This is a genomic window from Vicinamibacteria bacterium, assembly GCA_035570235.1.
In the GTDB taxonomy this organism is placed as follows: domain Bacteria; phylum Acidobacteriota; class Vicinamibacteria; order Fen-336; family Fen-336; genus DATMML01.
Genome location: DATMML010000083.1, coordinates 61,595 through 82,996, shown reverse-complemented (window position 1 = coordinate 82,996; position 21,402 = coordinate 61,595). Strand labels below are relative to the sequence as shown.

At 69.5% G+C, this 21,402-nt stretch carries 17 protein-coding genes and 1 pseudogene; 14 read left to right on the top strand and 4 right to left on the bottom strand.

Annotated features, from left to right (window positions below):
• Nucleotides 1-22: 22 nt before the first annotated feature.
• Entirely contained in the window at nt 23-1,768 is a 1,746-nt protein-coding gene (locus tag VN461_14945; protein HXB56079.1) for an ATPase, T2SS/T4P/T4SS family, read from the top strand.
• 30 nt (nt 1,769-1,798) lie between these two features.
• On the opposite strand, the gene amrA is transcribed toward VN461_14945, so the two are convergent.
• Together amrA and amrB are read right to left on the bottom strand one after the other, a co-directional pair.
• Nucleotides 1,799-2,344 carry an AmmeMemoRadiSam system protein A gene (gene amrA, locus VN461_14940; GenBank protein ID HXB56078.1) on the bottom strand — a complete coding sequence of 182 codons (546 nt, stop codon included), beginning with the start codon at nt 2,342-2,344 and terminating at the stop codon, nt 1,799-1,801.
• 4 nt (nt 2,345-2,348) lie between these two features.
• Complete coding sequence (gene amrB, locus VN461_14935) at nt 2,349-3,158, bottom strand: AmmeMemoRadiSam system protein B (GenBank protein ID HXB56077.1); 810 nt, start codon at nt 3,156-3,158, stop codon at nt 2,349-2,351.
• Between the two features lie 709 nt (nt 3,159-3,867).
• On the opposite strand from amrB, the gene shc reads away from it, so the two are divergent.
• Genes shc through VN461_14890 form a run of 9 tightly spaced genes read left to right on the top strand, consistent with a single transcriptional unit; the run spans nt 3,868 to nt 13,362 of the window.
• Nucleotides 3,868-5,871, top strand: a complete 2,004-nt coding sequence (gene shc / locus VN461_14930) for a squalene--hopene cyclase (protein ID HXB56076.1) — start codon at nt 3,868-3,870, stop codon at nt 5,869-5,871.
• Nucleotides 5,868-6,869 (top strand): adenosyl-hopene transferase HpnH, encoded by a 1,002-nt coding sequence (gene hpnH / locus VN461_14925; protein ID HXB56075.1) that lies wholly within the window; start codon nt 5,868-5,870, stop codon nt 6,867-6,869. The genes shc and hpnH overlap by 4 nt, the downstream gene beginning before the upstream one ends.
• Nucleotides 6,870-6,906: 37 nt before the next feature.
• Entirely contained in the window at nt 6,907-7,914 is a 1,008-nt protein-coding gene (hpnA, locus tag VN461_14920) for a hopanoid-associated sugar epimerase (protein ID HXB56074.1), read from the top strand.
• Complete coding sequence (locus VN461_14915; GenBank protein ID HXB56073.1) at nt 7,898-8,752, top strand: hypothetical protein; 855 nt, start codon at nt 7,898-7,900, stop codon at nt 8,750-8,752. The genes hpnA and VN461_14915 overlap by 17 nt, the downstream gene beginning before the upstream one ends.
• 51 nt (nt 8,753-8,803) lie before the next feature.
• Nucleotides 8,804-9,973: a bacteriohopanetetrol glucosamine biosynthesis glycosyltransferase HpnI gene (gene hpnI, locus VN461_14910; GenBank protein ID HXB56072.1), complete on the top strand. Its 1,170-nt coding sequence runs from the start codon at nt 8,804-8,806 to the stop codon at nt 9,971-9,973.
• On the top strand, nt 9,970-10,821 hold the full coding sequence (gene hpnK / locus VN461_14905) for a hopanoid biosynthesis-associated protein HpnK (GenBank protein HXB56071.1): 852 nt from the start codon (nt 9,970-9,972) through the stop codon (nt 10,819-10,821). The genes hpnI and hpnK overlap by 4 nt, the downstream gene beginning before the upstream one ends.
• A 38-nt stretch (nt 10,822-10,859) precedes the next feature.
• Nucleotides 10,860-11,306: a DMT family transporter gene (locus tag VN461_14900; GenBank protein ID HXB56070.1), complete on the top strand. Its 447-nt coding sequence runs from the start codon at nt 10,860-10,862 to the stop codon at nt 11,304-11,306.
• Nucleotides 11,278-12,432, top strand: a complete 1,155-nt coding sequence (locus VN461_14895) for a DegT/DnrJ/EryC1/StrS family aminotransferase (GenBank protein ID HXB56069.1) — start codon at nt 11,278-11,280, stop codon at nt 12,430-12,432. The genes VN461_14900 and VN461_14895 overlap by 29 nt, the downstream gene beginning before the upstream one ends.
• A 12-nt stretch (nt 12,433-12,444) precedes the next feature.
• Nucleotides 12,445-13,362, top strand: coding sequence for an NAD-dependent epimerase/dehydratase family protein (locus tag VN461_14890; GenBank protein ID HXB56068.1), 918 nt, complete (start codon nt 12,445-12,447; stop codon nt 13,360-13,362).
• Nucleotides 13,363-13,413: 51 nt separating this feature from the next.
• On the opposite strand, the gene VN461_14885 is transcribed toward VN461_14890, so the two are convergent.
• The gene (locus VN461_14885) at nt 13,414-14,775 is read right to left on the bottom strand and encodes a sulfatase (protein HXB56067.1); all 1,362 of its coding nucleotides are present in this window, start codon (nt 14,773-14,775) and stop codon (nt 13,414-13,416) included.
• An 81-nt stretch (nt 14,776-14,856) separates the two neighbouring features.
• Here VN461_14885 and VN461_14880 point away from each other — a divergent pair.
• Nucleotides 14,857-15,492 (top strand): annotated as a pseudogene (locus VN461_14880) (glycosyltransferase family 39 protein).
• A 987-nt stretch (nt 15,493-16,479) separates the two neighbouring features.
• On the opposite strand, the gene VN461_14875 reads toward VN461_14880, so the two are convergent.
• Complete coding sequence (locus VN461_14875; GenBank protein HXB56066.1) at nt 16,480-17,523, bottom strand: tetratricopeptide repeat protein; 1,044 nt, start codon at nt 17,521-17,523, stop codon at nt 16,480-16,482.
• Nucleotides 17,524-17,584: 61 nt separating this feature from the next.
• On the opposite strand from VN461_14875, the gene VN461_14870 reads away from it, so the two are divergent.
• From VN461_14870 to VN461_14860, 3 genes are read left to right on the top strand one after another with little or no spacing between them, the layout of a single operon-like run.
• Nucleotides 17,585-18,769, top strand: a complete 1,185-nt coding sequence (locus tag VN461_14870; GenBank protein HXB56065.1) for an efflux RND transporter periplasmic adaptor subunit — start codon at nt 17,585-17,587, stop codon at nt 18,767-18,769.
• A 4-nt stretch (nt 18,770-18,773) separates the two neighbouring features.
• Nucleotides 18,774-19,979 carry an ABC transporter permease gene (locus VN461_14865; GenBank protein ID HXB56064.1) on the top strand — a complete coding sequence of 402 codons (1,206 nt, stop codon included), beginning with the start codon at nt 18,774-18,776 and terminating at the stop codon, nt 19,977-19,979.
• A complete protein-coding gene (locus tag VN461_14860) occupies nt 19,972-21,360 on the top strand; it encodes a TolC family protein (protein ID HXB56063.1) in 1,389 nt (462 codons plus the stop codon). The genes VN461_14865 and VN461_14860 overlap by 8 nt, the downstream gene beginning before the upstream one ends.
• The last annotated feature ends 42 nt before the right edge of the window (nt 21,361-21,402 follow it).

Here is a 21,402-nt window from a genome sequence, read left to right as displayed (position 1 = left end):
GGATAATCTTCTATTCTTGGCCATGAGCACCCCCTCGCATCGTAAGCCGAGCCCACCCGCCGCCGCCCCCGACGCGATCGACATCCTCCCCCTGCTCGTCTCCCGCAAGGTCCTGACCTCGGAGCAGGCGGACCGCGTGCGGCGCACCCTCAAGGTGGGCGGGGTCTCGCCCGAGCAGGTCATCATCCAGCTCGGCTTCGCCAACGAGGTCCAGATCGCGCAGGCCCTGGCCGCCCACGCCGGGCTTCCGTATGTGAAGCTCAACCCCCTCGACCTGGACCTTGACGTGGTGACCAAGGGGATCGCCGGTCCCTTCGCCCGCAAGCACGGGATGGTGGCCATCTCCAAGACCGCGGAGAAGATCACGATCGCGGTCTTCGACCCCTCTGCTCCCTTCCCTGCCGACGACATCAAACGAGTCACCGGGCTGGACGTGGAGCGGGTGGTGGCCACCCGCACCGACGTGGAGACCATCAACAAGGGCTTTTACGACCTCAAGACCAGCCTCCAGACCGCGGAGAAGCAGCTCACGGCCAGCCGGCTGTCCACCATGGACCTCGGGAACCAGGAGTTCCTCTCCGCCGAGGCCACCGAGCTGGACCCCGCGGCCGCCCCCGTGGTGAGGGCCCTCGACCACATCCTCAGCTACGCCTTCGAGCAGCGCGCCTCCGACATCCATTTCGAGCCCAAGCGCGACCTTACCCTGGTGCGGCTGCGCATCGACGGGATCCTGCACGATGTCCACCTCATCCCCAAGATCGTCTACCAAGCGGTGGTGTCGCGCATCAAGCTCCTTTCCGGCTGCAACCTGGCCGAGAAGCGTCGCCCCCAGGATGGACGGATCAAGAGGGACCAAGGCGGCAGGGAGGTGGAGCTCCGGGTCTCGACCATGCCGACCGCCTTCGGAGAGAAGGCGGTGCTCCGCATCTTCGATCCCGACATTCTGCTGAAGAGCGTCGACCAACTCGGACTGTCCGGCCACGACCTGCCCAAGTTCCACGACTTCATCGCGCGCCCCACCGGCATCATCCTGGTCACGGGGCCCACGGGGAGCGGCAAGACCACCACCCTCTACTCCGTTCTCAAGCACCTCTCCAAGCCCGAGGTGAACATCGTCACCATCGAGGACCCCATCGAGATGGTCTTCGAGGACTTCAACCAGGTGTCCGTGCGCCCCCAGATCGATATAACGTTTGCCAACACCCTCCGCACCGTCCTTCGACAGGACCCGGACATCATCATGGTGGGTGAGATCCGCGACGCCGAGACCGCGGATCATGCCGTCCAGGCCGCCCTCACCGGCCACCTGGTCCTCTCTACCCTCCACACCAACGACGCATCCTCTGCCATCACCCGACTCCTGGACCTGGGCGTGCCCCACTTTCTCATCACCTCTACTTTGATCGGGATCCTGGCCCAGCGCCTCGTCCGCGAGAACTGCACGCATTGCGTGGAGGAGTACGCGCCTACGCCCGCGGAAGGGGTGGCCCTGCGCATCCCCATGGAGAAGCTCCAGCCCTACAGTTTCAAACGCGGCAAGGGCTGCCTGCACTGCCGGGAGACCGGCTACATCGGCCGCACGGGCATCTATGAGGTCCTGCCCATGACGGAGAAGATCCGCCGCCTGGTCAGCACGCAGGCCGGCTCCCTCGATATCTTCAAGGCCGCACGCGAGGAGGGGCTGCGCACGCTCAAGGAGGCGGCCATCGAGAAGGTCTTCCGGGGCATCACCACCACCACCGAGATGGTGCGGGTGACCGGCAAATGACGGCCGCGCAGAGGACCGCGGGCCCCCTCTCTACTCCTCGCTGAACACCTCGGCCGTGAAGGCCAGGACCTGGACCCCCGCCTGGCGCCAAGCGCCGGCGGGGAGCCCGGCCTTCCCGCAGGCCCGGTCGAGGAAGGTCTCGCGGTCCCAACCCTGCTCGAGGGCCACCTGGGGGAGCAGGACGCCGTGCCGCTCCCCCGATCTCAGGAGGAGCCCATGGCGCCCGACCTCGATCTCCTGGGGCCGCACTTCACAGAGAGGACCCAGAACCGAGACCTCGAGCTCCAGCCCGGCCAGCTCCCCCGGGGTCACGGGATCGAAACGCCCATCCGCGCTGGCCGCCATCACCGCCACGCGCGCCACCGTCTCCGAGAGAGGGGCTTGCGCTTCCATCAAGCCGACACATCCCCTAAGCTCCCCCCCCTCGCGGCGGCGCAGGGTGACAAAGGCGCCCCGCGGCACGCGCAGGCCGAGGGCCGGCTCCTCCCGGCCCGGCCTCTCCCCCGCCAGATGGGCGGCAATGGCACGCCGTGCGATGAGAAGGAGACGACGTCCGTCCTCTGCCGAGAGCTCCACCTTCTCAGGCCGAGCCCGCCACGAGGGCGGCGGACAGGTAGCCCACGACCTGGCTCTTATCCCCTTCCCTCACGTCGCCGCTGTCCCCGTAGCGCAGAACGGCGGCGCGATCCGCTCCGAGAGCCCGGGCCGCCTTCATCACCGCGGCCAGGGCCCCCCCCCCGCAGGCATGGCCAGGCGAGGACTCGAGGCGGTCCAGGAGGCCGTCGGCGTCGAAGCGTTCGACATCGCCGCTCACGAGGGCGTCCAGACGGTGGGCCACGGGCGCAGGCTGATAGTGGCTGAGATCGGTGGAGGCGATGAGAAGGGCCTCGCGTCCGGCAAGAACGCGAGCGAGGGCCCGGGACAGGACCTCCACCTCGGCCCGGGCTTGACTACCCATGAGGAGGGGCACGATGCGCAGGCTGGGAACGAGGTGCTGCAGGAATGGCAGCTGCATTTCCAGGGAGTGCTCCTGCCCGTGGGGCCCGGGCAGGTCGCGGATCGCGGGCTCCGCGGCCAAGAGGGCGGCGGTCAGGTCTTCGGCAATGGGGACCCGGCCGAGCGGGGTCTCGAACGCACCCGCGGCAAAAACGCTGACGCCGGGGAAGGCCGCTCGGTGGGAGGGGCCCACGAGGACGGCGGTGAGGGAGGACCGGCCGCGCAGCAGAGAGTAGCCATGGGCGGCCACCGGACCCGAGTAGCGAAGACCCGCGTGGGGGCTGATGAGGCCCACGAGCCGCCCGTCGACCTGGGGCCTCCCCGCGGCCGCGAGGTACTCCTCGACCTCGGCCACGATTCCCCGGGGGCTGCCGGGATACCAGGTCCCGGCCACGGCTGACCTGCGGACGGCTCCTGACATAAAGTCGGGCGACTCCGCCGCCCTTTCCTCTACCTATACATCCCTTTGGGTCGAGCCTGCCACCCCTGGGTCGTCACCCGCCCCCGCCATCTCCACCCCGTCTAGATCACCGTCGCCACTACCCCAAGGTCAATTCCTCAAGGAGCCCTGCCCACGTTGAAGCGCTTGATCGAAGGTGAACCCCGGGAGGAGGTTGAGTCCGAAGGGAGGCGGGTCATCGGACCTCGACTCGCAGAACCTCTCCCCCGACCTCTGCGGCGTTCGCCGCTTCGGAACCACCGGTCGCGCTCTCCGCTACCACCTGGCCCTGAACGTCGCCTCCCCTGGCGATGAGCACGACGGCCGCCCCCGCTTGGAAGCGTCACCCGCGGCGACTCTTAACAAAAAATAACAATTAGCCCGGCGCCTGTCGACCGCACCCCTTGCGCGACCGGGCCGTGGCGTAGGAAACTGGCGTGGGGGCATTGCGGTCGAGTCTGGACGGTGGCCATTCGGGGATTGCCGTCGAAAACCGCCTATGCTACGTTGTCTTGCTTCGCACGCGCGCCCACGCGCAAGGGAGCAAAGGGTAGGCAGCCAAGAATCGCCGACGTACGCGGTTCAGTCTTGAGTACAAAGGCACCATCGTTAACGCACCCCTTCCCTGATAGGAGCCCTTTCTGAAGGGGAGGGTGCATTGGACATGAGGGCACGCCCGTTGGTGGAGGACTTACAGTTTAGGGCCGAGGAGGTCTACGCGTCGTTCGGCGCCCGCGTGGGCGCCGCGGTGGAATCGGCGCAAGCGTACCTGCTCTCCCTGCAAGCAGCCGATGGCCACTGGTGCGGCGAGCTCGAAGGCGACACGATCGTCGAATCGGAATACCTGCTCACTCTCCATCTGCTCGGCCGTAGCGGTGAGGCGCGGGCGCGCAAGGCCGCCGAGTACATCCGGCGCCGGCAGCTTCCCCGGGGGGGGTGGGCCGTGTATCCCGGCGGTCCGCCTGAGGTCAGCGCTTCCGTCAAGGCTTACTTTGTCCTCAAGGTGATGGGCGACGATCCCGGTGCCCCCCACATGGTCAGAGCCCGGGACGTGATCCTGGGTCTGGGGGGCATCGACGCCTGCAACTCTTTCACTCGGATCTACCTGGCCATCTTCGGGCAGTGCCGCTGGGATAGCTGCCCCGCCGTGCCACCCGAACTGATCCTGCTGCCCGACTGGTTCCCCTTGAACATCTACCGGATTTCGTCTTGGTCGAGAGCCATCGTGGTCCCCCTCTCGATCATCTGGGCCTGTAGACCTTCCTGCCCGGTCCCGGACCACGCGAACATTCTCGAGCTTCATCGCCCGGGCGCGCCCCTCGAGCCCCGCCGCCCTGCGGGCGGGCTCCGGCAGCGACTGTGGACCACCTTCTTCCGTGCCGCCAACTGGACTCTCAAAGCGCTGGAGGCCGCCTCCCTGACCCCACTCCGGGCGAGGGCCCTCAAGAGGGCGGAGTCCTGGATCCGGGAGCGGCTCGAGGGCAGCGATGGCCTGGGGGCGATTCTGCCTCCCATCATCAACACCGTCATCGCATTCCGCTGCTTGGGCTACCCCCTCGACCACCCGTTGCTCGTGAGCCAAGTTGGCGAGCTGGAGAAGCTGGAGATCGAGGACGAGGACACGCTGCGGATTCAGCCCTGCTTCTCGGCTACCTGGGACACCTCCCTCGCCCTCCAGGCTCTCCTCGAGTCGGGTTTGCCCGCCGCGCACCCCGCGCTCGAGAAAGGAGCGCGATGGCTCCTGGACCGAGAGGCACGGGGACCGGGCGACTACCAGCGGAGGAGTCCCCAAGCGGAGCCGGGGGGTTGGTTCTTCGAGTACCGCAACCCCTTCTATCCCGACGCCGACGACACCACCGCCGTCCTGACCGCCTTGAGCCGCCTCCGCCTGGCCCATCCGGCCAGCGATCAGGACCGGAGGGAAGCCCTCGATCGGGGGCTTCGCTGGCTTCTCAGCATGCAGAACGCGGACGGGGGATGGGGGGCTTTCGACAAAGGTTGCGACAACGAGGTCCTCACTTTCATTCCCTTCGCCGACCACAACGCCATGATCGACCCCAGTTGCGAAGACATCACCGGCCGCGGCTTGGAGGCCCTGCACCACTTGGGCATTTCCCCCCAGAGTGCCGCCCTACGGCGGGCCATGGCTTTTCTGCGGGCAAAGCAGGCGCCGGACGGGACCTGGTACGGGCGCTGGGGCTGCAACTATCTCTACGGCACCTGGCTGGCCCTGCGCGGCCTCGCGCAGGTGGGTGAGGACCTGACCCAGGAACGCTACCAGCGGGCGGCGACCTGGCTCTACCGTTGCCAGAACGACGACGGAGGCTGGGGGGAGTTGCCCACCTCCTACGACGATCCCGCCCAGAAGGGGATCGGCCCCAGCACCGCGTCGCAGACGTCGTGGGCCCTGCTCGCGCTCTTTGCCCTAAACCATCTGGACTCCCCCGGGGTCCGGCGTGCCCTCGAGTATCTGCTGCGCAACCAGGGCCCGGAGGGAGGGTGGCGCGACGACTACTGGACGGGTACCGGGTTCCCCAAGGTCTTCTATTTGCGTTATCACCTTTATGCGGTCTATTCCCCGCTCTTGGCCCTGGGGGTTTTCCAGAGCCTGCAGGCGCTCGAGGGCACGACCGCCCCCTTCGCGCTCATCGAGGAGATGCGGGCATGAGATACCCCCTGCACATCACGACGGACATGATCCGCAACCAGGTCCGCAACGCCCTCCGCGGGAACAAGAGGTTCCCCTACGTGCTGATGCTGGAACCGCTGTACGCCTGTAACCTCGCCTGCATCGGCTGCGCCGTCGAGCGTCACACGGGAAAACTCAAGGATCGCCTGCCCGTGGCCGCGTGCTTGCAAGCGGTGGAGGAATCACGCGCACCGGTGGTCTCTCTTTGCGGGGGGGAGCCCACCCTTTACCCCGAGCTCCCCCAGCTGGTCACGGAAATCATCGCCCGCAGCCGGCACATCTACCTCTGCACGAACGGCCTCCTCCTGGACGAGAGCGTCTACGGACGCATCCCGCCCAACAAGAGGCTGATGATCAACGTGCACCTGGACGGCCTGCGGGAGACCCACGACCGGGTCTGCGCCCGGGCGGGGGTCTTCGACAAGGCGCTGGCCATGATCAAGCAGGGGCTCGAGCTGGGCCATCACGTGATGGCGAACATGACCGTCTTCAAGGACACCGAAGTGGACGAGGTCGAGGAGCTCTGCCATCTCCTGAGCGAGCTGGGAGTGGAGGGAATGCTCGTCACCCCCGGCTACCACTACGAGTCGGTGGAGCGGGACATCTTCATGACGAAGGTCGAGATCCAAAAGAAGTTCGGGAAGATCTTGGAGATCTCGAAGCGGTACCGCTTGACCTCGACCCCGATGTTCCTCGAATTCGCAGCCGGCCTGCGCGACTACAAATGCTCGCCCTGGAGCACGGTCACCTTCACCCCCCGAGGTTGGAAGGGGCCCTGCTACTTGATCGGCCAGACCTACACCTTCTCCTGGGAGGAGTTCTGGAACGGCACGAACTGGCCATACTGGGAGTCCCGCACCAACCGGCTGTGCCAGAACTGCGCGATGCACTCGGGCTTCGAGGCCTCCGTGGTCCGCGAGCTCCCCAAGAGCCCGGGGGACATGGTCCGGCTCGTGGCCTGGAACCTGTTAGGCTGAAGAGGGCCCTCGACCAAAGGGGTCGAGGCTCGGGTCCATGGCCTCGTCGTCCGGCCCCACCCTCGTCACCGGCGGCACCGGCTTCCTGGGAGCCCACCTCGTGCGCGCCCTTGTGGGGCGGGGCGAGCGCCCGCGCTGCCTCGTCCGCCCCACGAGCGACCGGCGCAACCTCGCGGGCCTGCCCGTTGAGATCGTTCCCGGCGACCTCACGGATGCGGCATCCCTCCGGCGGGCGACCCAAGGCGTGGCCACGGTGTTCCACTGCGCCGCCGACTACCGGCTCTACGTGCGCGATCCCCGAGAGACCTACGCCAACAACGTCGAGGGAACCCGGAACGTGCTCCGCGCCGCCGCCGAGGCGGGGGTGTCGAGGGTCGTCTACACGAGTTCGGTGGGGGCCCTGGGCCTCAACCGAACTGGGCGGCCCGCCACCGAGGAGACCCCGGTCGCCCTCGCGGACATGGTCGGTCACTACAAGCGCAGCAAGTTCCTGGCCGAGCGGGTGGCGCAGGAGTGGTCCGTCCAGGGGCTCCCCCTCGTCATCGTCAATCCCTCGGCGCCGGTCGGCGAGCTGGACATCAAACCCACCCCCACCGGCCAGATCCTGGTCCGGTTCCTGAACCGCCGCATGCCCGCCTACGTGGAGACCGGCCTGAACCTGGTGGATGTCCGCGACGTCGCCGAGGGCCACCTCCTGGCCGCCGAGAAGGGCCGGGTGGGCGAGAAATACATCCTCGGGCACCGGAACATGACCTTGAAGGAGCTCCTGGAGACGCTGGCCCGGCTGACCGGCCTCCCCGCGCCGCGCCTCCGCGTCCCCCACTGGATTCCTCTCGCCGTGGCCGCGGTGGACACATCGTTTGCGCGCCTGGTCGGGCGCTCCCCTGAGATACCGATCGAGAGCGTCCGACTCTCCCGTCATCGCATGTTCTTCGATGCCGGCAAGGCCGTGCGCGAGCTGGGGCTTCCGCAGACCGCCATCGAGGACGCGCTCGAGCGGGCGGTCCGCTGGTTTCGAGAGAACGGCTATGTCCGTCCCCGCTAGCCGGCCGGGCACCGAGGGTTGGGAAGCGTCGACCCCTCTCCTGGGCATCGTCACCGCCCTCCCCGAGGAGCTCGCTCCCCTCCGGCGGCGGGCGGCGAACGTGCGCGCGACCCGGGCCCGGTCTTCCCGCTTCCTCCTGGGAGACCTCGCGGGAAAACCCGTAGTCATGACCTGCACCGGGGTCGGACAGCGCAGGGCGGACCGGGGCGCACGGGCGTTGCTCGATGCCTTCTCCGTCCGCGGACTCTTGGGAGCGGGGGTCGCGGGGGGCCTCTCCCCGGGCCTGGGCGCGGGAGAGATTCTCGTGGGCGACCCTGTCCGGGACTCCTCGGGCGCGGTGGGGGCACCGGACGCCTCCTGGGTGGAACGCGCCCTGCGCTCGGAGGGGGCCCCCCGGCGGGCCACCCTCGTGACCGTGGACGAACTGCTCTGGAGTGCGGAGGGCAAGGCCTCCCTTTGGAGGACGTGCTCCCCCGCCCAACCCGCGGCCGTCGACCTGGAGTCGGCGGCTTGGGCGCGGGTGGCGGCCGAGAAGGGCATCCCTTACCTGATCGTGCGCAGCGTCCTCGACCGGGCCGAGGAGAACCTGCCTGAGATCCTCGCCCGCTGCCAGGACCCCGACGGTGGCCTGAGCCGGGCCAAGGTCGTGCGCCAGGCCCTCCTCCGCCCCCGGCTCGTGTCCGACCTGATCGCCCTGCGCGCCCGCACGCGATCCGGAGGGGAGGGTCTGGCCCGCTTTGTCGAGGGGCTCCTGAAGGGGGAGGCGGCGCGCGATCCCCGGGGGGGGGCGGGGCCGCAGAATGGAGCGACAATACCGAGTCTCGAGCGAAGGCCGTGACGTCATGACCGAGCCGCGCTCCCGCCGGATCACCGTGTATCAAGCCCCCCCATGTTGACGCTTTGGCTCGCCCTACAGTGGGCGCTGCTCTTGCCCGTGGCCGGAGGTTCGGTTTACGCGGTGCTGTGTCTGGCCGCCGTGCTCCGGCTCCGGCGGGGGCCGGGACGAGGGCGAGCGGGGCTCGCCTTCTCTCCGCCCGTCACGGTCTTGAAGCCGATTCATGGGCTGGAGAAGGGCCTGGAGGAGAACCTGCGGAGTACGTGCCAGCAGGACTATCCCGAGTTCCAGGTCATCTTCTCCGTGCAGAGAAAAGACGACCCCGCCCTCCCCCTCCTCCTCCGGCTCCAGCAGGAGTTCGGTTCCGCCAAGGTCGACGTCGTGGTCGACGACACCCAGACCGCCCCCAACGGAAAGATCCGGAATCTCCTGGGAGCGCTGCCCCGGGCCCGGCACACTTTCCTGGTCATCAGCGACAGCGACGTTCGCCTGAGACCCGATTACCTCGTAACGATCGTGCCCCTTCTGGCCGAGCCGGGAGTGGGCTGCGCCTGCACGTTTTACAAGGCGGTGGGGGCCCAGAGCTGGTACGAAGCCCTGGAGCAGCTCACGCTCAACGCTGATTTCGTACCCAGCTTGGTCTTCGCCGCCTGGAGCGGGGCCTCCCGATTCGTGCTCGGGGCCTCCACCGCCCTCTCCTCTTCTGTCCTCGCGGAGATCGGGGGCCTCGCCGCCCTCTCCGATTACCTTGTCGAGGACTTCGAGATGGGTCGGCGCATACTCGCGGCCGGTAAGCGAATCGTCGTGGCCCCCTATTTCGTAGATACGATTGTGGACCTCAAGTCGCCGCGGCAATGGTGGAACCACCAGGTGTACTGGGATCAGAACACGCGCTCCGCCAACCCTTGGGGATTCCTGGGCACGGTCTTGGTGCGCTCCGTCCCCTTCGCGCTCCTCTTCGCAGTCGTCCGCCTCTTCGACCCTCTGGGTTGGGAGGTCCTGGCTGGTGCCCTCGCCGTCCGGCTCCTCGCCGCCGCGGTGACCCTCCGCTTTGGGCTCGGGGACGGCAAGAGCGTGGGAAGGCTAGGCCTTCTCCCCTTGCGCGACCTGGCCGGGCTCGTGTCCTGGGCCCTGGCCTTCATCCAACCGACCGTCATCTGGCGGGGGGAGCAGTTCAACCTGACCCCGGATGGGCGCATGGTTGCCCGGGAGCCCCTGCCGTGAAGCGGCTCATCGTGACCGGCGATGACTTCGGCCTGGCCCTCCCCGTCAACCAGGGCATCGAAGAGGCCCACCAACGGGGGATCCTGACCGCAGCCAGCCTGATGGTCGGGGCGGAGGCCACCGCAGACGCGATTGAGCGCGCGCGCCGGCTCCCCTCCCTCGGCGTGGGCCTTCACCTGGTCCTGGTGGAGGGGAGGCCGCTGCTTCCCCCCGCCGTCGTCCCCGACCTCGTGGACGAGCACGGCGAGTTCTCGACTCACCTCGTGCGCGCGGGGGTCCGCTTCTTCTTCCGAAGTCGCGTCCGGCGGCAGCTTCGGGCCGAGATCCGCGCGCAGTTCGAGGCCTTCGCCGCCACCGGCCTCCCTCTCGATCACGTCAACGCCCACAACCACATGCACCTGCACCCCTCCGTCCTGGCCATGATCGTGGAGGTGGGGCGAGAGTTCGGCCTGGCTGCCGTCCGCGTGCCCTACGAGCCTCCCCTGGCCTCGTGGGGCGCCGCGCGCACCGCCTTCGCGCGGCGGCTTCTGGGTTCCGCCTTCCTCGCCCCCTGGATCGGGCTCCTGAGGCGGCGGCTCGCCCAAGCCGGCCTGAAGTCGAACCAGTTCGCCTTCGGGCTCCACGACAGCGGCAACATGCACGCCGCGCTCGTGGCCCGCTTCCTCCAGAGGCTTCCGGACGGAGTCACCGAGATGTACTTTCACCCCGCCACCGCCCGTTGTCCCCAGACGGAGCGGCACATGCCCGCCTATCGGCACGAGGCGGAGCTACAAGCCCTCACTAGCCCCTCGGTGATGGAGGCGCTGCGGGCGACCGGCGCGTGCCGGATTGCCTTCGGCGACCTCTGATCGAGCGGGCTGGGGGCCGAGCTCGGAAGGAGAGCCCGATGTCGCGAACCCTCACCGCAATGACCCTGGCTTGCGCAAGCGCCGCGGTCGGACAGATCCTGGTTCGATATGGGATGCAGCAGGTCGGCTCCCTCGAGCGATGGGCCCCCCTCGATCTCGTCGCCTACTTCGTGCGCGCCGCGGCCAACCCCTACGTCATCGGGGGAACGCTGATGAACGCGATTTTCTATCTTCTCTTCCTGGCCGTTCTCTCCTGGTCGGAGGTGACGGTCGCGCTTCCCCTCACCGCCCTGGAGTACGCCTTCGCCGCCGTGCTGGGGGTCGTGATCCTCAAGGAAGCGGTGCCCGCCCTTCGCTGGCTAGGGATCGCCCTCGTGATCGGGGGCGTAGTCCTGATCGGGCTGGCCGAGAGCGGGCCGCGTGGGAGCGGAGATCCCACGGGAAAGGAGGAAAGCCATGCCGCCCCTGCCGCCCGAGAGAGCTGATTCCGCCGCTCCGCTCAGCGTCCCCGCCGCCCGGATCCACTTTCCGCCCGAAGACCGGGCCTGGATCGCGGAGCGGATCCAGGAGGTCCTGGCCTCGGGGGAGCTCACCCTGGGGAGGTACGGAGCTGCCTTCGAGCAGAGTTTTGCCGGCCTCTGCGGGGCCCGCCACGCGGTGGCGGTGAACAGCGGAACCAGCGCCCTGGAGATCATCCTCAGGGTGCTCGGGATCGAGGGAAAGGACGTGCTCGTCCCCACGAACACCTTCTTCGCCACCGCCGCCGCGGTCGTACACGCGGGCGGCCGGCCCATCTTCGTGGACACCGATCCCGAGTCCCTCGGCATCTCCCCCGAGGACGTGGAGAGGCGGATCACACCCAGCACGGTGGGGGTGGTCCCGGTCCACATCGGCGGTCTCATTTCGCGGCGGATGCGCGAGCTGGCGGAGTGGACCCGGGGAAAGGGCCTCTGGCTCGTGGAGGATGCGGCCCATGCCCACGGCTCTTCCCACGGCGGCGTGGCCGCGGGCCGTTTCGGGGTGGCGGCCTCCTTCAGCTTCTACCCCACCAAGGTGGTGACCTCCGCGGAGGGGGGCATGATCGTGACCGACGACGACCGCCTTGCGGAGGAGGCAAGGATCTACCGCGACCAGGGCAAGGCCAGTTTCGGGCAGAACGCCCACGTCCGGCTGGGCTACAACTGGCGGATGTCGGAGCCGCACGCGATCATCGGGTTCCGGCACCTGGAGCGGCTGCCGACCCTGATGGCCGAGCGGCAGGCCATCGCCGCTGCCTACGACGACGGGCTCCGGGGTGAGCATGGGCTTCGTCCCCTCGCCGTGCCCCCGGGTGGGGTGTCCAACTACTACAAGTACGTCGCCGTCCTCCGCGAGCGGCGCGACCGGCCCGCCCTGAAGAAGCATCTCAAGGAACGCTTCGGGGTGTCGCTGGCGGGCGAGGTCTACGAGACGCCCCTCCACGCTCAGCCCGTCTTCCGTGCTTACGCATCATCGGCCCTCCCCGTGGCCGAGGATCTCTGTGCCCGCCACATCTGCCTGCCCATCTTCCCGGGGATGGAACCCCGGCAGACCCAGCTCGTGATGAGGGCCATCCGAGAAACCATCGGTTAGAGGAGAGGCGCCATGGCGAAGGTCGTCGTCACCGGCGGTAGCGGCTTCATCGGATCCCACGTGGTGGACGTCATGATCGAGGCCGGGCACGACGTGACCGTCATCGATCACCGCGTGCGGCCCCATCGTCCGGACGTGCGCTTCGAGGACGTGGACCTCATGGACCTCTCCTCCGTGCTCACGTCGACCCGGGGCGCGGAACACATCTTCCACTTGGCCGCGGTGTCCAACGTCAACTACGCCCTCAAGTACCCCGTGTACACCGCCACCCTCAACGTGGTGGGCACGGCTAACATCCTGGAGGCGGCGCGCCTCAACGGGGCGCGGCGGTTCTACCTGGCGTCCACGGTCTGGGTCTACAACGGAGCTCCCGGCGGAGACGCGGTGGATGAGAGCACCCCCTTCTACCTGGACGGCGCCGGCCACATCTACACCTCCACCAAGATGGCGAGCGAGATGGTCTGCCACAACTATGGCCAGCTCTACGGCGTCCCTTTCACCGTGCTCCGCTACGGGATCCCCTACGGTCCCCGCATGCGCGAGGAACTCCTCATCCCCGTGTTCATCAAGAAGGCGTTGGCGGGGGAGCCACTCACGGTCTCGGGCACGGGCGATCAATACCGGAAGTTCATCTACGTGCGCGACATGGCCGAGGGCCACTTGCTGGCCATGAACGACGTGGCGGCCAACAAGACCTACAACCTGGAGGGTGTGCGCAAAGTCACGGTGCTGGAGGTGGCAGAGGGGATCCGCCGGGTCCTCGGCAACGGAGTGCGCATCGAGCTCGGTCCGGAACGTGCCGGTGACTTTGCGGGCAAGGAGGTCTCGGGGGAGAAAGCTCGCCGCGAGCTGGGGTGGTCTCCCCGGGTCGACTTCGAGGTGGGCATCCGCATCACCGTGGACTGGTTCCGTCAGAAGTGGGCTCGGTAACGGGCGCGCGGGGCCGGCCGGCCACGCCCGGGTCCGGGTTCGATGCCTTCTTTAGTGGATGTAGCCGAGCGCTTTGAGCTCGTCCGTCACCGCCGGCTCGGCGTGCTTGGTGGCCACCTGCCCCTCTCTGCGCAGGGCCGCAAAGACCTCCCGCGTCATATCCGAGAGACGGTCTCTCACGGGTGAGGGCGCATCCACCAGGTTCCGGAGCTCGAGGGGATCGCTCCGCAGATCGAAGAACTCGTCCTTGCCGTCGGTGTGGGCGATGTACTTCCAATCCAGGTCCTGCAGGGCGAAGACCTCTCCCCGCTCCCAGTCGCGGTGATCGGAGCCCCAGGGCCGCCGCAGAGAGAACGACATGGCGGGGACCATCTTGCCTCCTTCCAAGAGGGGGAGCAGGGAGCGTCCCACGGGGGTAAAGCCCGGCTGCTCGAAGGGAAGGCCGAGGAGGGCGAGGAGGGTGGGCATGACGTCTACATGCCGCACGAGGTCCTTCACGCGCCGCTCTTCCCATCGCTCTTCCGCGTAGATGATCAGAGGAACGCGGACCGCCTCGTTGTAAAGAAAGCGAACATGATCGAGCCAGTCGTGGTTCCCCAGGCCCTCGCCGTGGTCCGCGGTCACGATCCAGACCGCGCGCTCGTTCAAGTGCATGGCTCCCATGCGGTCGAACAACCGCCCCAGCTCCTGGTCCACGAAAGCGACCTCGGTGTCGTACTGGGCGTAGCTCAGGGCCAGGGCGGCCGGGGTAGGGTAAGCGCTCGGCGTGACGCCACGGCGCTCCATGGCCTCCCGCGCGAAATGCTCGGCGGCGGCGGCCGATTCGAAGAGGAGCCGGCTCGTGCCGTGGGGGGGGGAGCGGCGCGGCGGGTGCACGTCGAATAGGTGGACCCAGAGGAAGAATCGTTCGTCGCGCTTCCGTTTTCCCACCCAGGCCAGGGCCCGGTCGACCACCGCGTCCGCTTGGCGGTACCGCAGGTAGTCCCCGCTCCCGGCGTCAACGGTCTCGAAGCCCTGCGCGATCGAGTTCAGGAACCCGACCGCGGAAAAGGCGCCGGTCGTGTAGCCCGCCCCGGACAGGGTCTCCGCCAGGGTACGGAAGCGCCGGTGGTTCGGGGCGCTGAAGCCTTCGTCGTTGAGCCTCACTCCGTGTTGGGGCGGATGAAGGCCGGTGAAGAGCGAGGAGTGGCAGGCCGCCGTCATCGACGAAGAGGCGAAGGCGTTTTCGAAGAGAACCCCTTCGCGCGCCAGGCGATCCAGAAAGGGCGAGGTGGGCCGCCCATAGCCATAGACACCTAGGTGATCGGCGCGCAGGGTGTCGATGGTCACGAGGACGATCGCGCGCGGGGGCTCTGCCGCAGTCAGGGCGGGGGGACCGCCAAGGAGGAGCAGCATCGCCAGGGGACCGCGCATTCTTGGAAACGATAGCACAGCGTCGCTTGCAGGCAGGGGTCGCCCGCGCCCTCGCCGGCCAGGGATAGAATCCGGGCCGGCATGCACGCATCCGCGCCCGCCCCCGATCTCGAGACCCGCTTGCGGCGGCTCGTGCCCTGGGTCGCGCTCCTCACCTGCCTCCTTTGGGCCCCGCTCATCCTTCCCCAGCGACACTCTTGGGACGACGCGGACCCTGAGGTCCTCAACAACGCCTATCGCCTTTCCCGCGGGGAGCCCCTCTATCATGGCGTGAACGCGCCTCCCTGGGTGGTCAGCCCCTACACACCGCTGTACCACACCCTCCTTGCCGCCGCCCTCCGCATCACCGATCTCGGCTACCGGCCCGCCCGCTTTCTCTCCCTCCTCGCCAGCCTGGCCCTGGCCGCGGCCCTGGCCGGGCTCGCCCAAAGGTGGCGCGGCCACGCCCGGGAGGGCCTCTGGGCCTCCTGTCTCCTCCTCCTCCTCCCTGCTGTTCTCTACAACGTCGCCCGGCCGCACCCCCAAATGCTGGCCGTCGCCCTCTCCGTCTGGTCGTTCGCCCTGTTCGAGAGCCGGCACCGTATCCTGGCCGCCGTCCTCAGCCCCTTGCTGGCGGTGCTCGCGGTCTACACCAAGCAGACCCAGCTCGTCCTGCCCCTGGCTCTGGGTCTCTGGCTGCTGGCCAAGGACCGCCCGCGGCTGATCGCATACGCCGCCACCGTCGCCGTCCTCGGCTTGGCCCCCGTCCCCTGGCTTCAAGCCTGGACCGCGGGCACCTTCCTCGACAGCGTGGTGGGCATGAACGTCCTTCCCTATCACGCCGCGCAGATCGCACCCGTCCTGATCCACCACGCGGGAGCCTTCTTCCCCTTCTTGTGGCTTGCTCTATCCCGTCTGGCCACCCGCCTGCGTGCGGGCACCCTGGAGCCCATCGACTGCTACCTGCTGGTGGTGCTGCTCGTGACCATCCCCTCTCTGGGCCGGGCCGGCGCCTCCGGGCAGTGGGTGGTGGAGCTTCTGGTCGTGGGCGCCCTCTTCCTGCTCCGGACGGGTGGCCTCTTCTTCCCCCCCGCCCACCGGCGTCTCGCCGTCGCCCAGCTCGCGCTCGTGCTGGCCTACGGGCCCGCCTTCGTCCTGCTCGAAGAGGGACCCTGGGACCGGGACAGCATCCGGGCGGCTCCCGCGGTTCGGGCCATCCTGGAGAGCGCTCCGGGCCCGGTGATCTCTCAGCAGGGCAGCTTCTCCCTTTTCACCCGCGGGGACATCCACATCCAGCTCTTTCACTTCACCGGCCTGGCCCAGATGGGAAGGTGGGACCAGGGACCGCTCCTCCGGGAGGTGGAGGAGCGTCGCGTGGCGTGGGTGGTGACGGAGTCCCCCCTGGAGGAGCCTCTCACGGATGATGATGCCCGGGAGCGTTTCACCCCCGAGCTCTGGGCGGCCCTGGGCCGGAACTACGCGCGGCGCGCGTACCTGCGGCCCTACTTCGTCTACGCCCCGCGCGGCCGGCCGACCCCTAAGTGGGAAACGGCGGGCCCGGAACGAGCTTGGCCCGGGAGCGCGGAAGCGGTCATGCCCCCCTGCTGCATGGGGCCGCCGCCCGGACTCGAGGCTCCCACCGAAGAAGAACGCCCCTCGCAGCCGTGGCCAACTGCCCCCTGTCTCGCGATGACCCCCCGAAGAGTGCTCGGCCCGGGGGGCGCCTCATTCCCGGCCGAGGCGGCGCAGGGCCTCGCGGGCGCCCTTCCGATCCGGATCGAGCGCCAACGCGCTCTGATACTCCCGGGCCGCAGCCGCGCGTTGGCCCCCTCTCTCGTAGAGCCGACCCAGCCATTCCCGGGCCGCGGCCGGGGTGGGCAGGTCACTGCGGGGGGGCACGGTGTCTAGGTACTTCGCCAGGAGCCTCTCCGCTTCCGCGTCCCGCCCCCCCAAAAGGAAGGCGGCTACCCCCGCGTAGTAAGCCAGCTGCGGGTCCCCGCGGTCGGCGGCGGTGGCAGCCTCCACGGCTTCCGACATGCGGGGACCGTCGCGGCGCTGCTCATAGAAGTCGGCCACTTCGAGGCAGGGGCCCGGGAGCCCCGGGCGTGCCTCGAGCACCAGCCGATACTCGGCCTCGGCACGATCCGGCCTTGCCTGGTCGCGCCAGAGCTCGGCCCGCGCCAGGCGGGCTTCCAGAGGAGCGATCCCGGCCAGAGCCTCCGCCTGCCGCCACGCCTTCGCCTGCCCGCCGCCGACGATGCCAGGGGCGCGCCCGTAGAATTCGATCAAGTCGCGCTGGGCCCTCAGGTTGTGAGGGTCCAGCCGCACCGCGTGCTCGAACTCCGCCCCCACCCTCCGGGCGAGCACGAAGGCGGTCAGCCACCCCGCCCGTTCCGCGCGGCCGCCCAAGGCCCGGCCCAACCATTGGTGATACTCCGAGCGGCCGGGGTCGATGGCCACGGCCCTTTCCTCGCTCTTGGCCGCTTCGTCGTATTGGCGAAGCTCGTATTGGCAGCGTGCGAGCCAATGGCGGGGACCGGGGTCGGAGGGATCCTTTTCGATCGCCGCCTTGAACAGGGCGGCGGCCCGGGCGTACTCTCCCCCGGAGAAGGCCCGCTGCGCCTCTCCCGACGCCCCCTCTCCGCGGAGCGGTCCCGGGGGCAGGGCCAGAAGCGCGCACAGCATCGCCGGTCCCGGCCGCAGGGCGAGCCACACCGCCCCCCGCACGGCCCGACGCCTGCCCACCGCCATCCCGCTCAAGTCTTGCATAATATGATCGGGTGTCGCGTAGGGAGGCGCTCCTTCCGCCGAGGGTGTGAGCATTGCCAGCATGATCGACCCTGCTCTCCGTTTCCGCTGGCGCTGGGTCGCCGGCATCGCCGTCCTCCTGGCCGCCGGGGTGGCCTTCGATCTCGCCCGGGCCCAGCGGGTTTCCGTGCGGCTCGGGCGGGCCAGCCGCTCCCGGCTCGTGGTGCCCGTCCTCTGCGCGGGCACCCTCCAACCCCCACCCGGCGGCGACCTCATGGCCCGCCAGGCGGGTCTGGTGGGGGCGATCTGGGTGAGGGAGGGCGAGCGGGTGTTCAAGGGGGCGCCGTTGCTCCGGCTGGACGCCCCCGAGCTGGCGGGCAAGGCGGCCGCGGCCCGCGAGGAGCTGTTCGCTCTGCGCGAGGCGAAGGCTGTCGCGGAGGCGCAGCTTGACGGGGAGAAACGGGAGGCCTCTTACCGCCGCAGCGTCTGGGAAGCGGACCGCCGGCTTCTCGAGCAGCAGGCGATCTCCCGCGCCGCCTACGAGGCGGATGAGCTCGCGGCCCGGCAGGCGGAAGCTCAGCTTCGCGTGACCGAGGCTCGGATGGGATCGATTGCCGGGGGCGGCCCGGGCGCGGTCTCGCGGCTCGACCTCGTGGCCGCCCGCGCGAGGGACCTCGCGGCCCAACTCGACGGCCTCACCGTGCGCGCGCCCGCCGCGGGCGTCGTCTACGGCCTCCCCCGCCGGGTGGGAGAGCCCGTCTCCCCCGGGCAGGTGGTGGCGAGCGTCACGGAACCCGCGCACCCTTACGTGAGGCTGCGCGTGGATCCGCCGGACCTGCCCCTGGTGGCCGAGGGCCAGCGCTTCGTGGTCACCTTTGACGGCCTCCCGAACCGCGAGTGGGATGGTCGCATCGAGGCCGTGGGCCGGGGCCTGCGCGAGGCCTCGGGCCGGGAGGTGGCGGAGGTGCTGGGCGCGCTCACGGGCGGGGGCCAAGACCTTCCCTTCAACGCCTCCGTGAACGTCAAGATCGTGGTGGGCGAGAAGCCGTCGGCCCTGCTCGTCCCCCGGGCCGCTCTCCATCAGGAGGGTCAGGGGCGGTTCGTCTATGTCGAGCACGCCGGGCGCGCGGAGCGCCGTGAGATCTCGGTGGGGCTCGTGGGCCTGACCGATGTGGAGGTCACGGCCGGGCTCACGGAGGGGGAGAGCGTCATCCTCTCCGGCGACGGGCCGCTGTTTGGGGGGCTCCGCGTCACCCCCCGCTCCTGACCCGATGAGACGGCCCGAGATTCTCGAGACCGCCCTCCAGCGCTTCCGCACCCACCCCTTCCAGACCGCACTGACCCTGGCCGGCCTCGTGGTGGGCACGGCCTCCATCATCATCTCCGTGTCCCTGGGCCTCACCGGGCGGGGCTTTGTGATGTCCCAGATCGAGGGCGTGGGCTCGCACCTCATCTGGGCCAGCTACACCGGGACCGTGACCTCGGGGGTGGCCCGCGATCTCAGCGACCGCATCAACGAAGGCGACCTGACCGCCTGGTTGGAGCGTACCGACCTTTTCTCCGGCGTGACCCCCCTGCTCATCCTCCACGGCCAGACCCCCGCCCTCGCCCGCATGGTGGACCTGACCGTCCTCGGCACGACCGCGAACTATCCCCGGGTCCGCAAGAACCTGCGCGTGCTGCGCGGGCGCTTTTTGGACGAGGACGACGTCCGCACGCGGGCCAAAGTGTGCGTGGTCAACCGCCACCTGTACGAGGAGCTCTTCGCCAACGACGACTCCCCCGACAAGATGGTCCGCAATCTGGGGGTGGCGTTCGCAGTGGTGGGCGAGTTCGAGGAGCCGGTGGACACCCTGGGGCAGGGCGACGTGACTCCCGATTCGATCTTCGTCCCCATCACGACCGCTTGGCTGTTCACGCCCGAGCGCAGGGTCAGCACGCTCTTCGCCGAGGTCCGCGACTTCCAGCAGATCGCGAACGCTTCCCAGGCGGCCCGCCAGATCCTGGCCGAACGCCATCACAGCGGCTCCCGCTATGAGGTCGAGAGCATGGCCACCGTGATCGGAATGGCCAACCGCATCTCCTGGGGCCTCATGGGGGTGTTCGTGATCGTGGCCGCGGTCTCCGTGCTCGTGGGGGGGGTCGGCATCATGAACGTGCTCCTCGTCTCCGTGGAGCAGCGAACACGCGAGATCGGACTCCGAAAGTCCCTGGGGGCCCGCCGGAGCGACATCCTCGCCCAATTCCTGCTGGAGGCGCTCCTGCTCGGCGGTGCCGGTTCCGCCGCGGGGGCGGCCATCGGCCTCGGTCTTCCCCTCCTCGCCCAGCTCGTCTGGCCCGAGGTCGCGGTGTCCATCTCCATGGCCTCCGCCCTCTTGGCCGTACTCTTCTCCTGCTGCGTCACGGTGCTGTTCGGGGTCGTGCCCGCCCGGCGCGCCGCATCCTTCGATCCCGTGGAGGCCCTTCGCCATGAATGACCGTTCCTTCTTCCCCTGGACCTGGGCGCCGATCCTGGCCGTCATGGTCTCTGCCTTCGGCCCTTCCAGCCGGGCCCAAGCCCCCGAGCCGATCAGCCTGGAGCGGGCGATCGAGCTCGCCCTCGCCCACGCCCCCGAGGTGGCCGTGGCCTTCGCGAACGAGAACGAAGGGGCGGCCGGCGCGCGCCTGGCCGAGGACGCCCTCAACCCCGAGGCCGTGCTGACCACGACACCGGGCTACGCCCAGGGCCTACCCGGAGGAACGGGTGGTCGGCTTCCCGCCATCGCGGAGGTCGAGGTCCGAAAGGCCCTCTTCGATCCCGCCCGTCGCGCCGACGCCTACGAGGCACGCTCCCGGTGGTCGTTGGCGCGGGCGCGCCTCGAGGCCGCCCGGGTCACGACCGCGCGGGCGGTGGTGGCGGCCTACGGCCGATGCTGGGCCGACGAAGCCCGGCTCGCGGATGCCCAGCGGCGCCTCGAGGCCTACGGCCGGCTCCGCGCGCAGGCGGAGGCCCTGCTCGCGGAGGGGCGCGCCACACCGCTCGAGGTGGAGCGCGCCGCCCTCCTGGAGGCCCAGGCCCGCCAGACCCGGCTCGACCGCGAATCCGACCGCGACCTCGACCAGCTCGAGCTGCGCCTGCTCATCGGCTGGGCCGCGAACACCCCCTTGCGCCTCCTCGGCGATCCCCTGACCAGCCTGCCCGACTCCCGAGAAGGCGACGACCTGGCCCTGGCGCGGACGGCCGACGGGGAGCTCCGCGGGCTGGACGCGGCCGCCCACAGCCTGGAGCGGGCCGAGACCTGGCGTGGTCGGTGGTGGGCGCCAGTCGTGAACGTCGCCGCCCAGTATTCCCGGCTCGTGCATTACTCCGGATACGACGATTTCTATCGGACCTTCAAGGCCGACAACTGGAGCGCGGGCCTCTGGGTCGGGCTCCCCCTTTGGACGGGCGGCCGCGCCGCGGACGCCGCCGCCCGCGTCCAGGCCGACCGAGAGGGGGTCCTGGCCCGACGCCGGGCCCGGGAGTCAGAGCTCGAGTTGCAGGTGCGGCGGGCGGAGGCCGCCCTCGCCCGCGCCACCGCCCGCACGAGCCTTGCTCGCCGCGCGGAGGGAGTGGCGCAGGGGGAGCTTCAAGTGGCCCGGACCCTCGAGGCCGAAGGCCGCGCCCGGGCCGCGGAGGTGGAGAGCCGGGAGGTCGCGGTCGCGGACGCCCACGACGAGGTCGTTCGCGCCCAGGAGGAGCTCCTGGGCGCCCGCGCCCAGCGGCTGAGCCTCCGGGGAGAGCTCCTGAGCGCCCCCACCCCGCCGCAGACCGCGGACTCGCTGGTACCGACCGCGGACGCGGCGGGGTCCGGCGGGGAGACCCGGAGCCAACCATAGCCGGCTCCAACCGTGGGCGAGCGGACGACGCCCCGGGGCCAC